The 14,981-nt window shown below is 58.2% G+C and carries 13 protein-coding genes and 1 other RNA gene; 10 read left to right on the forward strand and 4 right to left on the reverse strand.

Going from position 1 to position 14,981, the window contains the following annotated elements; genetic code table 11:
• Positions 1–51: 51 nt before the first annotated feature.
• Complete coding sequence (gene argP / locus ABLV17_RS04465) at positions 52–945, reverse strand: DNA-binding transcriptional regulator ArgP (protein ID WP_008806448.1); 894 nt, start codon at positions 943–945, stop codon at positions 52–54.
• 167 nt (positions 946–1,112) lie between these two features.
• Here argP and rpiA point away from each other — a divergent pair, with 167 nt between their 5' ends.
• Positions 1,113–1,775 carry a ribose-5-phosphate isomerase RpiA gene (gene rpiA / locus ABLV17_RS04470; protein ID WP_045392023.1) on the forward strand — a complete coding sequence of 221 codons (663 nt, stop codon included), beginning with the start codon at positions 1,113–1,115 and terminating at the stop codon, positions 1,773–1,775.
• 268 nt (positions 1,776–2,043) lie between these two features.
• Complete coding sequence (gene serA, locus ABLV17_RS04475; protein ID WP_308958122.1) at positions 2,044–3,276, forward strand: phosphoglycerate dehydrogenase; 1,233 nt, start codon at positions 2,044–2,046, stop codon at positions 3,274–3,276.
• Positions 3,277–3,362: 86 nt separating this feature from the next.
• Here serA and ABLV17_RS04480 read toward each other — a convergent pair whose 3' ends face one another.
• The 3 genes from ABLV17_RS04480 to zapA all read right to left on the reverse strand — a co-directional run bounded on the left by ABLV17_RS04480 (position 3,363) and on the right by zapA (position 4,613).
• On the reverse strand, positions 3,363–3,959 hold the full coding sequence (locus ABLV17_RS04480; RefSeq protein WP_045392020.1) for a 5-formyltetrahydrofolate cyclo-ligase: 597 nt from the start codon (positions 3,957–3,959) through the stop codon (positions 3,363–3,365).
• Between the two features lie 99 nt (positions 3,960–4,058).
• A non-coding RNA gene (gene ssrS / locus ABLV17_RS04485) (6S RNA) lies at positions 4,059–4,242 on the reverse strand.
• A gap of 41 nt (positions 4,243–4,283) precedes the next feature.
• Positions 4,284–4,613 (reverse strand): cell division protein ZapA, encoded by a 330-nt coding sequence (zapA, locus tag ABLV17_RS04490; RefSeq protein WP_004205298.1) that lies wholly within the window; start codon positions 4,611–4,613, stop codon positions 4,284–4,286.
• A gap of 166 nt (positions 4,614–4,779) precedes the next feature.
• On the opposite strand from zapA, the gene ABLV17_RS04495 reads away from it, so the two are divergent.
• The 8 genes from ABLV17_RS04495 (at position 4,780) to ABLV17_RS04530 (ending at position 14,822) form a co-directional block, all read left to right on the forward strand.
• Positions 4,780–5,358, forward strand: a complete 579-nt coding sequence (locus ABLV17_RS04495; RefSeq protein ID WP_015703432.1) for a YecA family protein — start codon at positions 4,780–4,782, stop codon at positions 5,356–5,358.
• 25 nt (positions 5,359–5,383) lie between these two features.
• Positions 5,384–6,700 carry a Xaa-Pro aminopeptidase gene (gene pepP, locus ABLV17_RS04500; RefSeq protein ID WP_213293068.1) on the forward strand — a complete coding sequence of 439 codons (1,317 nt, stop codon included), beginning with the start codon at positions 5,384–5,386 and terminating at the stop codon, positions 6,698–6,700.
• A complete protein-coding gene (gene ubiH / locus ABLV17_RS04505; RefSeq protein ID WP_045392014.1) occupies positions 6,697–7,875 on the forward strand; it encodes a 2-octaprenyl-6-methoxyphenyl hydroxylase in 1,179 nt (392 codons plus the stop codon). Before pepP ends, ubiH begins: the two co-directional genes overlap by 4 nt.
• A 10-nt stretch (positions 7,876–7,885) precedes the next feature.
• Positions 7,886–9,088, forward strand: a complete 1,203-nt coding sequence (ubiI, locus tag ABLV17_RS04510) for an FAD-dependent 2-octaprenylphenol hydroxylase (RefSeq protein WP_047044035.1) — start codon at positions 7,886–7,888, stop codon at positions 9,086–9,088.
• 422 nt (positions 9,089–9,510) lie between these two features.
• Positions 9,511–10,605 carry a glycine cleavage system aminomethyltransferase GcvT gene (gene gcvT, locus ABLV17_RS04515; RefSeq protein WP_002916480.1) on the forward strand — a complete coding sequence of 365 codons (1,095 nt, stop codon included), beginning with the start codon at positions 9,511–9,513 and terminating at the stop codon, positions 10,603–10,605.
• A gap of 24 nt (positions 10,606–10,629) precedes the next feature.
• The gene (gene gcvH / locus ABLV17_RS04520; protein WP_023290979.1) at positions 10,630–11,019 is read left to right on the forward strand and encodes a glycine cleavage system protein GcvH; all 390 of its coding nucleotides are present in this window, start codon (positions 10,630–10,632) and stop codon (positions 11,017–11,019) included.
• A 125-nt stretch (positions 11,020–11,144) separates the two neighbouring features.
• Entirely contained in the window at positions 11,145–14,018 is a 2,874-nt protein-coding gene (gene gcvP / locus ABLV17_RS04525; protein WP_087859757.1) for an aminomethyl-transferring glycine dehydrogenase, read from the forward strand.
• A gap of 60 nt (positions 14,019–14,078) precedes the next feature.
• Positions 14,079–14,822, forward strand: coding sequence for an SDR family oxidoreductase (locus ABLV17_RS04530; protein WP_308958119.1), 744 nt, complete (start codon positions 14,079–14,081; stop codon positions 14,820–14,822).
• Positions 14,823–14,981 lie beyond the last annotated feature (159 nt).

Below are 14,981 nucleotides of genomic sequence, written 5' to 3' on the forward strand. Positions count from 1 at the left end.
GCAGCGACAAAAAAGCCACTTCAGTGAAGTGGCTTTTTTTATGCCCGCCGTTTAATCCTGGCGCAGCACCTTGTGGCCGTAATCAATAAGCGCATCGGTCACCCGGCGCATCATGCGGCTTTCCGGTGCAAAGCGGTGCCAGTAGAGCATCCGGCGCTGGAACAGCCCTGGCGTCAGGTCGATAAGCTCGCCGCTCTTCAGCTCTTTCTCGATCTGCAGATGCGGGATCATACAGCAGGTGGTGCCCTGACGCGCCAGCTGCACGAAGGCCTCCGACGAGTTGACGATATGGCAGGGCACGCTGCCCGGCGGCAGGTCGAAGTTTTGCTGCAGGAACGCCTGGTGCATATCGTCGAGATGATCGAAGGCGACCACCGGCGCTTTCAGCAGCGCAGAACGCGTTACCCCGTTAGGGAAGTAGCGTTGCGCAAACTCCTTCGAGGCGACGAACAGGTAATCGAGCGCGCCGAGTTGATCGACCAGGCAGCTTGGCAGCGCCTGCGGCTGAATACTCACCGCGCCGACCACTTCCCCACGGCGCAGGCGCTCCTGGGTGCGGGTTTCATCTTCAACCTGCAGATTGAGGCGAATAGGGGAGTCGGATAGCACGTTGGCCAGCGCCGGCAGCAGCCAGGTCGCCAGACTGTCGGCGTTGACCGCCAACGACAGCAGCAGCGGCGTGGAGCCGGTCTGCTCATCGCCAAGCCACTCTTCTTCCAGCAGCTCAACCTGGCGCAGCAGAGCCAACAGTTTTTGCCCCTGCTCGGTCGGGCGCGGCGGTACGGTACGCACCAGCAGCGGTTGGCCAAACATGTTTTCCAGCTGTTTGATACGCTGTGAGACGGCGGACTGTGTAATGCATAGCTTCTGCGCGGCGCGCTCAAACCCACGTTCCCTAATCACCGCATCCAGCGCTTGTAATGTTCTGTAGTCCGGTCGTTTCATTATTCTGGCGTACCCCCATAACTTTTCGTTAACCCGCACTATGACATAAATTTGTTTTTGATAAAGACGAAAATGGTCTGCTTAGATGTGTGATCGCCATCGCAGGGACATTTCATCCGTCGATGTTCTATAATGCGCGGTAAGTATTCACATCTCGGACGATAATCATGACGCAGGATGAACTGAAAAAAGCAGTCGGCTGGGCAGCGCTGCAATATGTACAACCGGGCACCATTGTGGGTGTCGGCACCGGCTCCACGGCGGCGCATTTTATTGATGCGCTGGGAACCATGAAAGGGCAGATTGAAGGCGCGGTATCCAGCTCCGACGCCTCTACCGAGAAGCTAAAAAGCCTCGGTATCCCGGTATTCGACCTTAACTCCGTCGACCGCCTGGGCATCTACGTTGACGGCGCGGATGAAATTAACGGCCACATGCAGATGATCAAAGGCGGCGGTGCGGCGCTGACCCGCGAAAAGATCATCGCCTCGGTTGCCGATAAGTTTATCTGCATCGCCGACGCCTCCAAGCAGGTTGATATCCTCGGCAACTTCCCGCTGCCGGTGGAAGTGATCCCGATGGCGCGCAGCGCCGTCGCGCGTCAGCTGGTGAAGCTGGGCGGCCGCCCGGAATATCGTCAGGGCGTGGTGACGGATAACGGCAACGTGATCCTCGATGTACACGGCCTGGAAATCCTGGACGCTATCGCGCTGGAAAACGCCATTAACGGTATCCCGGGCGTGGTGACCGTCGGCTTGTTCGCCAACCGCGGCGCCGACGTGGCGCTGATCGGTACCGCCGACGGCGTGAAGACCATCGTCAGTAAATAAGACGATCGGGGGGAAGTTTCGCGCTTCCCCCTAAATTTTTTTCTATGGCCTTAATTTGGTGACTTGTGTCACATTTACGTAACCTTTCTGAGTAACAATCTGCCATCTATTCTCTTTCTGGTGTTTTGTCCTGTCTTTTGCTTCAACGTGATATTTCTTCAGGTCGGCGAGGCAAACGTTCATATTGCCGCGATAGTTTTTTTTGATATGTTGCTGGAAGAGTTTTTGTTCAGCACGACATCAGTACCAATAAAAACAGGACGGGGAAATGGCTAAGGTATCACTGGAAAAAGACAAGATTAAATTTCTGCTAGTTGAAGGCGTGCATCAGAAAGCAATCGATAACCTTCGTGCGGCAGGTTACACCAACATCGAATTTCACAAAGGCGCGCTGGATACTGAAGAGCTGAAAGCGTCGATCCGTGATGCCCATTTTATCGGCCTGCGTTCCCGTACTCATCTGACTGAAGAGATCTTCGCCGCGGCGGAAAAACTGGTGGCGGTGGGCTGCTTCTGTATCGGCACCAACCAGGTCGATCTGGATGCGGCGGCGAAGCGCGGTATCCCGGTATTTAACGCCCCGTTCTCGAACACCCGTTCGGTGGCTGAGCTGGTCATCGGCGAGCTGCTGCTGATGCTGCGCGGCGTGCCGGAAGCTAACGCCAAGGCGCATCGCGGCGTGTGGAATAAGCAGGCGGTAGGCAGCTTTGAAGCGCGCGGCAAAAAACTGGGGATTATCGGTTACGGCCATATCGGCACCCAGCTCGGCATTCTGGCGGAATCGCTGGGGATGCACGTCTATTTTTATGATATCGAAAACAAACTGCCGCTGGGCAACGCCACGCAGATTCAGCACCTCTCCGACCTGCTGAACATGAGCGATGTCGTTAGTCTGCACGTGCCGGAAAACGCCTCCACCAAAAACATGATGGGCCCGGAAGAGCTGGCGCTGATGAAACCGGGCGCGCTGCTGATCAACGCCTCTCGCGGCACGGTGGTGGATATCCCGGCGCTGTGCGATGCGCTGTCGCGTAAGCACCTGGCCGGTGCGGCCATTGACGTCTTCCCGACGGAGCCGGCGACCAACAGCGATCCGTTTAACTCTCCGCTATGCGAATTCGATAACGTGATCCTGACGCCGCATATCGGCGGCTCAACTCAGGAAGCGCAGGAAAACATTGGTCTGGAAGTGGCTGGCAAGCTGGCGAAGTATTCCGATAACGGTTCTACGCTGTCGGCGGTGAACTTCCCGGAGGTTTCTCTGCCGCTGCACGGCGGGCGCCGTCTGCTGCATATTCATGAAAACCGCCCAGGCATCCTGACGGCGCTTAACCAAATTTTCGCCGCGCAGAACATCAACATCGCCGCCCAGTATCTGCAGACCACCCCGCAGATGGGTTACGTGGTGATTGATATCGAAGCCGACGGCGACGTCGCGCAGCAGGCGCTGCTGGCGATGAAAGCGATCCCGGGCACCATCCGCGCCCGTCTGCTGTACTAATTTGTTGTTGCCTCACGGGCAGGTCGCATACCTGCCCGTATTTTTTTAACGCCTTCCTAGCGTAATTCTCGAACCCGCACAACACTCTACCAGCGCCAGGTTTTGCCTGGCGTAATCACCGCCGGCAGCGGGACATCCCACTGTTCGCTCGGCAGGGTATCCACCTGCTGGCAGTCGTGGGCGTAGCCTACCGGCTGCAGGCGATACTGCCGCCAGTTCTGTAAGGTACGATCGTAGAAGCCGCCGCCCATCCCCAGACGTTGACCGCTGGCATCGAAGGCGACCAGCGGGGTAATCAGCACATCGAGCTCGGCAAGCGGCAGGACGTCGCGCACGTCGAGCTTTGGTTCGTAAATCTTCAGGCGATTGAAAATCAGCTGGCTTTGCGGATGGTAATGCAAAAACAGCAGATTACCGGGGCTAAACGGATGCAGTACCGGCAGATAAACCCGCTTGCCCGCCCGCCACAATTGCTCGATCAGCGGTTGGGTGTCCAGTTCGCCGTCGAAGGAGAGGAACAGCGCTACGGTATGAGCGAGAACGACGGGCGGATACGCCATCATTCGCTCAGCGGCCTGCAGGGCGAAGCGCTGCTGCTGTTCGGCGCTAAGCGCGCGTCTACGCTCGCGGATCTGCTGGCGAATTTGCTGTCTGGAGAGCGGGATATCGGGCTGTATAGTCATGCTGGTCTCATTACGAGCAGGCGAAACGATACGGAAAAGTGTAATACAGGGCGGCACAGGCCGAAAACAACGTTGAGGGGATAATGCGAACTTAAGAAGGGAATCTCCGAGATGCCGCCGCAGGCTGTAACCCTTGAACCCTTGGTTCAAGGTGAATGCGTCGTCACAGTTTTAAGGCTTCTCGGGCGAACCGAGCATGCTCACCAACCGTGGAGCGCCACATTCTTGTGGTATGAAATATCGGCTCAGGGGACTGGCCCGCTTGCAAACATCTCAGAGAAATTTTGTTCTTGCGATTACTCTAACACAGTTAACGACAAAGTGTTATTCAAACTTCGACCCCGGTCTTTCGCTTATGCGACCTTGCTCAAGCAATGCCTGTTCGATGGTCTGCTGAAGCATGCGAATGCGCTGTTCCATACTGGAGGCGTAGTCGCGGGTCTTCGCTTTTTCCTGAGTCAACTCATAGCTGATGTTCAACGCGGCGATGAAGACCAGCTGCTCAGTATTTGTGACTCTAGTGCGTTCTTTTAAATCTTGCAACCGCTGATTAAGGTCTTCAGCTGCCTGATTCAGGGCATCCCTTTGTTCAGGCGGGCAATTCACTCGCAGTGAACGGCCAAAAATTTGGAGATCTACGGGTTGTGCAGACATGCCACCTTCCTGCTGATTGACTGCGCTGCCTTCACATCCGAGCCCGGTTCTGCGAAGGGGCGACACTATAGCTACCCTGGTGCGGGGACACAAGCCCTTTTCTGGTTCACCAGGGTCCAAAGTGGTAGCATATCATGAATATTCCTCCCAACGATGACGAATGCGCATGTCTATACAGAACGAAATGCCTGGTTACAACGATGTAGACCAGTTACTGAACCAACAAGGGGTGGGATTAACCCCGGCCGAAATGCACGGTTTGATAAGCGGCATCCTCTGCGGCGGCAACACCGACAGCAGCTGGCAGCCGCTGGTGCATGACCTGACCAACGAAGGCCTTGCCTTTGGTCATGAACTGGCCCAGGCGCTGCGTAGCATGCATTCCGCCACCAGCGACTCGCTGGAAGATGACGGTTTTCTGTTCCAGCTGTATATGCCGGAAGGCGACAACGTCAGCGTTTTCGACCGCGCCGACGCGCTGGCGGGCTGGGTTAACCATTTCCTGCTCGGCCTTGGCGTGACCCAGCCGAAGCTGGATAAAGTGAAGGATGAGACCGGCGAAGCCATCGATGATCTGCGTAACATTGCGCAACTCGGCTACGACGAAGATGAAGACCAGGAAGAGCTGGAGATGTCTCTCGAAGAGATTATCGAGTACGTACGCGTCGCCGCGTTACTGTGCCACGATACCTTCGCGCGCCAGCAGCCAACCGCACCGGAAGTACGCAAGCCAACGTTACACTAAATAAAAACGACATTCAGGGGGCGTCATGACACAGCAGGAGTTTCTTTCTCGTCGCCAGGCATTATTGGCGCAGATGCAGCCGGGCAGCGCGGCGCTGATTTTTGCCGCGCCGGAAGCGGTACGCAGCGCAGATTCGGAATATCCCTACCGGCAGAACAGCGATTTTTGGTACTTCACCGGCTTCAACGAACCGGAAGCGCTGCTGGTGCTGATCAAAAGCGATGAAACGCACAATCATAGCGTGCTGTTTAACCGCGTTCGTGATCTGACGGCGGAAATCTGGTTTGGCCGCCGTCTGGGGCAGGATGCCGCGCCGGGCAAACTCGGCGTCGATCGCGCGCTGGCGTTTAGCGAAATCAACCAGCAGCTGTATCAACTGCTCAACGGCCTGGACGCTATCTATTTTGCCCAGGGCGAATATGCCTATGCCGATGAAATTGTGTTTAACGCCCTCGAAAAACTGCGTAAAGGTTCACGTCAGAACCTGCAGGCACCGAACTCCGTCATCGACTGGCGGCCTGTGGTGCATGAAATGCGCCTGTTTAAATCCGCGGAAGAGCTGGAAGTAATGCGCCGGGCCGGCGAAATTTCCGCCCTTGCCCATACCCGGGCGATGGAAAAATGCCGCCCGGGGATGTTCGAATATCAGCTGGAAGGCGAAATTCTCCACGAATTCAACCGCCACGGCGCGCGTTTCCCGTCTTATAACACCATCGTTGGCGGCGGCGAAAACGCCTGCATCCTGCACTACACCGAAAACGAATCCGAACTGCGTGATGGCGATTTAGTGCTGATTGACGCCGGCTGTGAATACCGCGGCTATGCGGGCGATATCACCCGTACCTTCCCGGTTAACGGTAAATTCACTAAACCGCAGCGTGAAATCTACGACATCGTGCTGGAATCGTTGGAAACCGCGCTGGAGCTGTATCGTCCGGGTACCTCCATTTATGAGGTCAATCAGGAAGTGGTGCGCATTATGATTACCGGCCTGATGCGGCTGGGGATCCTGAAAGGCGAGATTGACGAGCTTATCGCCAACAACGCCCACCGCCCGTACTTTATGCATGGCCTGAGCCACTGGTTGGGTCTGGATGTGCACGATGTCGGTAATTACGACACCGACCGTTCGCGCGTGCTGGAACCGGGAATGGTGCTGACCGTCGAGCCGGGGCTGTATATCGCCGCCGACGCCGACGTACCGGCGCAGTATCGCGGCATCGGCATTCGTATTGAAGATGACATCGTGATTACCGAAGATGGCAACGAAAATCTCACCGCCAGCGTGGTGAAGAAGGCGGATGAGATCGAGGCGCTGATGGCGGCGGCGCGCCAGTCATGAGCGTGCTGATTGTCGGCGGCGGGATGACCGGCGCGACGCTCGCGCTGGCCATCTCCCGTTTGACCGGCGGTGCGCTGCCGGTTCATCTGATTGAAGCGCAGGATCCGGCGTCGTCACGGCACCCAGGTTTTGACGATCGGGCGATCGCCCTCGCTGCGGGCACCTGCCAGCAGCTGGCGCGCATCGGTATCTGGCAGAACCTTGCTAAACGAGCGACGCCTATCCAGCGGGTACACGTCAGCGACCGCGGCCATGCTGGTTTTGTAAACCTGGCGGCGGCCGATTACGGCCTGTCGGCGCTGGGGCAGGTGGTTGAACTCCACGATGTCGGCCAGCGGCTGTTTAGCCTGCTGCGCGAGGCGCCGGGCGTCACCCTGCACTGTCCGGCGAAAGTGGAAGCGGTCAACCGCAGCCAGGACAGCGTCAGCCTCACCCTTGATAGCGGCGAAACCATCAACGGTAAGCTGCTGGTGGCGGCAGATGGTTCGCGTTCGTCGCTGGGCGCGCGCTGCGGCATTAGCTGGCAGCAGCAGCCCTATGAGCAACTGGCGATTATCGCCAATGTTAGCACCGCGTTGCCGCACGAAGGCCGCGCCTTCGAGCGCTTTACCGAGCATGGTCCGCTGGCGATGCTGCCGATGTCGCAAGGGCGCTGTTCGCTGGTGTGGTGCCATCCGCAGTCGCGGCGCGACGAGGTGCTGAGCTGGTCTGACGAACGTTTTTGCCAGCAATTGCAGCAGGCGTTCGGCTGGCGGCTGGGGCGCATTACCCATGCCGGTAAGCGTAGCGTCTATCCGCTGGCGTTAACTACCGCTATCCGTTCGGTGTCGCACCGTCTGGCGCTGGTCGGCAACGCGGCGCAGACATTGCACCCGATCGCCGGGCAGGGCTTTAATCTCGGCCTGCGCGACGTGATGAGCCTGGCTGAACTGCTTGCCGACGCCCACGCGGTCGGCGAGGATGTGGGCAATTATTCTCTGCTGTGCCGCTACCAGGCGCGGCGAGCGGATGATAAAGCCGCCACCATCGGCGTGACCGATGGGCTGGTGCATCTCTTTGCCAACCGTTGGGCGCCGCTGGTGGCGGGGCGCAACGTCGGGCTGATGGCGATGGAATTATTTACCCCGGCGCGCGATGCGCTGGCGCAGCGTACCCTCGGTTGGGTTCCCCGTTAAGGAGTAGAACGTGCAAAGTGTTGATGTTGCCATTGTTGGCGGCGGAATGGTGGGACTGGCGGTGGCCTGTGGTTTACAGGGCAGCGGCCTGCGCGTCGCGGTGCTGGAACAAGCGGCGCCGCAGCCTCTTGACGCCGATGCGCCGCCGGCGCTGCGCGTTTCGGCAATCAATGCCGCCAGCGAAAAGCTGCTGACTAAACTGGATGTCTGGAGTGAGATCATCTCCCAGCGCGCCAGTTGCTATCACGGCATGGAAGTGTGGGACAAAGATAGCTTTGGCCGCATTAGCTTCGATGACCAGAGCATGGGCTTTAGCCATCTGGGCCATATTATTGAAAATGCCGTGGTGCATCACGCGCTGTGGCAAAAAGCGCAGCGCTGCGCTGACGTCACCCTGCTGGCGCCCGCGCAGCTGCAGCAGGTGGCGTGGGGCGAAAACGAAGCCTTCCTGAGCCTGCAGGACGGAAGCATGTTGACCGCGCGGCTGGTGGTCGGCGCCGATGGCGCCAATTCGTGGCTGCGCAATAAAGCCGATATTCCGCTGACCTTCTGGGACTATCGCCATCATGCGCTGGTGGCGACGATACGTACCTCCGAGCCGCATCAGGCGGTGGCGCGTCAGGCGTTCCACGGTGAAGGCATTCTGGCCTTCCTGCCGCTTAGCGATCCGCATCTGTGCTCGATCGTCTGGTCGCTGTCGCCGGAAGAGGCGCAGCGGATGCAGCAGGCCGATGCAGCCGCGTTTAATCAGGCGCTGAACATCGCTTTTGATAATCGCCTTGGCCTTTGCCAGCTTGAAAGCGAACGGCAGGTTTTCCCGCTGACCGGACGCTACGCGCGTCAGTTCGCCGCCCATCGTCTGGCGCTGGTTGGCGATGCCGCCCACACTATTCATCCGCTGGCCGGGCAGGGGGTAAACCTTGGCTTTATGGACGCCGCCGAGCTTATCGACGAGCTGAAGCGCCTGCACGCGCAGGGTAAAGATATCGGTCAGCATTTGTACCTGCGCCGCTATGAGCGCAGCCGCAAGCATAGCGCCGCGCTGATGCTGGCGGGTATGCAGGGATTCCGCGAAATGTTCTCCGGCAGCCATCCGGCGAAGAAATTCCTCCGCGACATGGGGCTCAAACTGGCCGATTCGCTGCCTGGCGTAAAACCGCAGCTGATTCGTCAGGCGATGGGCCTCAACGATCTCCCCGCCTGGTTACGTTAACCCCGTCACACTTCTTTTACCCGGCCTGCGCGCCGGGTTTTCTCCCTCATTTGAAATATTCTAATTTCACCTCTTTTTTCGCATTAGTTTTATTAATGCGCTCTTTTTTTTGTTAAAGAAATTAGGCCCATAAAATCGCATAAAACACCATCATCACCTGACTGGTTTGCTCATTATGTTAATTTTATGTGGCATAAATCGCTTTTTTCCAGTCAATAACTCTGTAGGCTTTTCGGCGCGCTTTGGTCATAAGCTAATGTGATGTCCTGATTTACCTTATGGTTTAGCACCGGGTTCGGTGGTAAGTTCAGGCAAAAGAGAACGTTTGCGTCGGCGTCCGTAAGCGGTGCCGTCGCCGGATTTCGTGGCGCAAAATCGCCGACAATATCGTGGCTGGTTCCGTTTTATTCGATGAGGAAAAGATGGCTCAACAGACTCCGTTGTATGAACAACACACGCTGTGCGGCGCTCGCATGGTGGATTTCCATGGCTGGATGATGCCGCTGCATTACGGGTCCCAGATTGATGAGCACCACGCGGTGCGCGGCGATGCAGGGATGTTCGATGTGTCGCATATGACCATCGTCGATTTCCACGGCAGCCGGATCAGAGAGTTCTTGCGCTATTTGCTGGCAAACGATGTGGCGAAGCTTACCACGCCAGGCAAAGCGCTCTACACCGGCATGCTAACCGCTTCCGCTGGCGTCATCGATGACCTGATTGTTTATTTCCTTTCTGAAGATTATTTCCGCCTCGTTGTTAACTCCGCCACTCGTGAAAAAGACCTCGCCTGGATTTCCGAACAAGCCGAACCTTACGGTCTTGAAATTACCGTTCGTGACGATCTGTCGCTGATCGCGGTGCAGGGTCCGCAGGCGAAAGCGAAGGCGGCGACGTTGTTCACCGACGCTCAGCGCCAGGCCGTGGAAGGCATGAAGCCGTTCTTCGGCGTACAGGCCGGCGACCTGTTTATCGCCACCACCGGTTATACCGGCGAAGCGGGTTATGAAATCGCTATGCCGAACGAGCAGGCGGCGGATTTCTGGCGCGGTCTGCTGGACGCCGGCGTTAAGCCGTGTGGTCTTGGCGCGCGCGACACCCTGCGCCTGGAAGCCGGGATGAACCTGTATGGCCAGGAGATGGATGAAGGCGTCTCGCCGCTGGCGGCGAACATGGGCTGGACTATCGCCTGGGAGCCCGCCGATCGTAACTTCATCGGCCGCGAAGCGCTGGAAATGCAGCGCGAAAAAGGCACCGAGCAGTTGGTTGGCCTGGTGATGACCGAGAAAGGCGTCCTGCGCGGCGGCCTGCCGGTACGTTTTACCGATAGCGACGGTAATCAAAAAGAAGGCATTATCACCAGCGGCACCTTCTCGCCGACGCTGGGCTACAGCATCGCGCTGGCTCGCGTGCCGGCCGGGATTGGCGACACCGCGGTGGTGCAAATTCGTAACCGTGAAATGCCGGTAAAAGTGACTAAACCTGGTTTTGTACGCAATGGCAAAGCCATTGTGTGATTTCCCTTTTTTGGAGATGAATTGATGAGCAACGTACCAGCAGAACTGAAATACAGCAAAGAACACGAGTGGCTGCGTAAAGAAGCGGACGGCACCTATACCGTTGGGATCACCGAGCACGCGCAGGAGCTGCTTGGCGACATGGTTTTCGTTGACCTGCCGGAAGTGGGCGCCACCGTTGAAGCGGGCGCCGATTGCGCCGTTGCCGAATCCGTGAAAGCGGCTTCCGATATCTACGCGCCGATTAGCGGTGAAATCGTTGCCGTCAACGAAGAGCTGAACGACTCTCCGGAACTGGTCAACAGCGACCCGTATACCGACGGCTGGATCTTCAAAATCAAAGCCAGCGACGAAGCGCAGGTTGCCGCGCTGCTGGATGCGACCGCCTATGAAGCTCTGTTAGAAGACGAGTAAGCCTTTACCCTCTCCCCTGTGGGGAGAGGGAAGGGTGAGGGGAACCGATAATACCCTCACCCCAGCCCTCTCCCAAAAGGAGAGGGAGAAAACACATTCACCGCACGTTTCAGGAACCATCGCTCATGACTCAGACTTTAAGTCAGCTTGAAAACCGCGACGCCTTTATTGAACGTCACATTGGCTCGGACGCTCAGCAGCAGCAAGAGATGCTGAAGACCGTCGGCGCGGATTCGCTTAACGCCCTGATTGGCCAGATTGTGCCGCAGGATATCCAGCTGGCGACCCCACCGCAGGTGGGAGACGCGACTACCGAATTTGCCGCGCTGGCGGAGCTGAAGGCGATCGCCGGTCGCAACAAGCGCTTCAAGTCTTACATCGGCATGGGTTACACCGCCGTGCAGCTGCCGCCAGTCATTCAGCGCAACATGCTGGAAAACCCGGGTTGGTATACCGCCTACACCCCTTACCAGCCGGAAGTATCCCAGGGCCGTCTGGAATCGCTGCTCAACTTCCAGCAGGTCACTCTGGATCTGACCGGGTTGGATATCGCTTCCGCTTCGCTGCTTGATGAAGCCACCGCCGCCGCCGAAGCGATGGCGATGGCCAAACGCGTCAGTAAACTGAAGAACGCCAACCGTTTCTTCGTTGCCGCCGACGTCCATCCGCAAACCCTGGACGTGGTTCGCACCCGCGCGGAAACTTTCGGCTTCGACGTGATTGTCGATGACGCCGACAAAGTGCTCGATCACCAGGATGTCTTTGGCGTGCTGCTGCAGCAGGTTGGCACCACCGGTGAAATCCACGATTACAGTAAACTTATCGCCGAGCTGAAAGCGCGCAAAGTGATTGTCAGCGTCGCCGCTGACTTTATGGCGCTGGTGCTGCTGACGGCGCCGGGCAAGCAGGGCGCCGATATTGTCTTCGGTTCCGCCCAACGTTTCGGCGTGCCGATGGGCTATGGCGGCCCGCACGCGGCCTTCTTCGCGGCGAAAGATGAATTCAAACGCTCCATGCCGGGCCGTATTATCGGCGTATCGAAAGATGCGGCGGGTAATACCGCGCTGCGCATGGCGATGCAGACTCGCGAGCAGCACATCCGCCGCGAGAAAGCGAACTCCAACATTTGTACCTCGCAGGTCCTGCTGGCCAACATCGCCAGCCTGTACGCGGTTTTCCACGGCCCGGCGGGCCTGAAACGTATCGCTGGCCGCATTCATCGCCTGACCGACATTCTGGCCGACGGCCTGCAGAAGAAAGGGCTGAAGCTGCGCCATGCGCACTACTTCGACACCCTTTGCGTCGAAGTGGCGGATAAAGCCGCGGTGCTGGCGCGTGCCGAAGCGCTGCAGATTAACCTGCGTAGCGATATTCACGGCGCGGTTGGCATTACGCTCGATGAAGCGACCACCCGCGAAGATGTGCTGAACCTGTTCCGCGCCATCGTCGGCGACGATCACGGTCTGGATATCGATACCCTGGATAAAGACGTGGCGCTGGATAGCCGTTCGATCCCGGCGGCGATGCTGCGCGACGATGCGATCCTCACCCATCCGGTGTTTAACCGCTACCATAGCGAAACCGAGATGATGCGCTACATGCACGCGCTGGAGCGTAAAGATCTGGCGCTGAACCAGGCGATGATCCCTCTGGGATCCTGTACCATGAAACTGAACGCCGCGGCGGAGATGATCCCGATCACCTGGCCGGAATTTGCCGAGCTGCACCCGTTCTGCCCGGTCGAGCAGGCGGAAGGTTATCATCAGATGATTGCCCAGCTTTCTGACTGGCTGGTTAAATTGACCGGCTATGACGCCGTCTGTATGCAGCCGAACTCCGGCGCGCAGGGCGAGTATGCTGGCCTGCTGGCGATTCGCCACTATCACGAGAGCCGCAACGAAGGCCATCGCGATATCTGCCTGATCCCAAGCTCCGCGCACGGCACCAACCCGGCTTCCGCGCAGATGGCGGGTATGCAGGTGGTGGTCGTTGCCTGCGACAAAAACGGCAACATCGATCTTGCCGATCTGCGTGAAAAAGCAGAGCAGGCGGGGGCGAATCTCTCCTGCATCATGGTCACCTATCCGTCGACCCACGGCGTGTATGAAGAGACCATCCGTGAAGTGTGCGAGATAGTGCATCAGTTTGGCGGTCAGGTTTACCTCGATGGCGCCAACATGAACGCCCAGGTCGGGATCACTTCTCCGGGCTTTATCGGCGCTGACGTTTCGCACCTCAACCTGCATAAAACCTTCTGCATTCCGCACGGCGGCGGCGGTCCGGGTATGGGCCCTATCGGCGTGAAAGCGCACCTGGCGCCGTTTGTACCGGGCCACAGCGTGGTACAGATTGAAGGCATGCTGACCCGTCAGGGCGCGGTTTCCGCCGCGCCGTTCGGCAGCGCTTCCATTCTGCCGATCAGTTGGATGTATATCCGCATGATGGGCGCGGAAGGGCTGAAGCAGGCGAGCCAGAACGCGATTCTCAACGCTAACTATATCGCTACCCGGCTGAAAGATGCCTACCCGGTGCTGTATACCGGCCGCGATGGTCGCGTGGCGCACGAATGTATTCTCGATATTCGTCCGCTGAAAGAAGAGACCGGCATAAGCGAGTTGGATATTGCTAAGCGCCTGATCGACTTCGGTTTCCATGCGCCGACCATGTCCTTCCCGGTTGCCGGGACGCTGATGGTTGAGCCGACAGAATCGGAAAGCAAGGTAGAGCTGGACCGCTTTATTGACGCCATGCTGGCGATCCGCGCGGAAATCGATCGCGTTAAAGCCGGTGAATGGCCGCTGGAAGATAACCCGCTGGTGAACGCGCCGCACACCCAGGGCGAGCTGGTTGGCGAGTGGAACCATCCGTACAGCCGCGAGCTGGCGGTATTCCCGGCTGGGTTGCACAACAAGTACTGGCCGACAGTAAAACGCCTGGATGACGTGTATGGCGACCGTAACCTGTTCTGCTCCTGCGTCCCGATGAGCGAATACCAGTAAGTGGTGAATTAGCTAAACTTTTAAAGGCGCTGCGGCGCCTTTATTTTTTGGAGGAAAGGTATGGCGATAGCTCTGATTAGCGGCGCGAGCCGCGGCATAGGCCGGGCGACGGCGCTGCTGCTGGCGCAGGAAGGGTATACCGTCGCGGTTAATTATCATCACAACATTAAAGCCGCCACCGAAGTGGTCAATACCATTGTTGAATCTGGCGGCAAAGCCACGGCGCTGCGGGCGGATATCAGCGATGAAGCGCAGGTGATGGCGATGTTTGAGGCGGTTGACCGCATGGGCGAACCGCTGACGGCGTTGGTCAACAACGCCGGGATCCTGTTTACCCAATGTACGGTGGAGAGCCTGAGCGCCGAGCGTATTAACCGCGTGCTGGCCACCAACGTCACCGGATACTTTCTTTGCTGTCGCGAGGCGGTCAAGCGCATGTCGCATCGGCATGGCGGCAAGGGCGGGGCGATAGTTAACGTTTCGTCGGCGGCCTCGCGCCTTGGCGCGCCGGGAGAGTACGTTGACTATGCCGCGTCGAAAGGGGCGGTAGATACCCTGACGACCGGGCTGGCGCTGGAAGTGGCGGCGCAGGGGATTCGGGTAAACGGCGTGCGTCCGGGGCTGATTTATACCGAGATGCACGCCTCCGGCGGCGAACCGGGACGCGTGGACCGGGTGAAAAGTTCGCTACCGATGCAGCGCGGCGGTCAGCCGGAAGAGGTCGCTCAGGCCATTGCCTGGCTGCTGAGCGACAAAGCGTCGTATGTGACGGGTAGCTTCCTCGAACTGGCGGGTGGTAATTAATCCGTAGATGTCTATTGCCCGGTGGCGCTGCGCTTGCCGGGGAAACCTTCCCGGATAGCGGCTACGCCTTATCCGGGCTACCCAACGATGCGTACCCGTAGCCCGGCTGAGCGCAGCGCGAGCCGGGGAAACCTTCCCGGATGGCGGCTACGCCTTATC

This window comes from Klebsiella sp. CN_Kp091, assembly GCF_040065095.1.
Lineage (GTDB): Bacteria > Pseudomonadota > Gammaproteobacteria > Enterobacterales > Enterobacteriaceae > Klebsiella > Klebsiella aerogenes.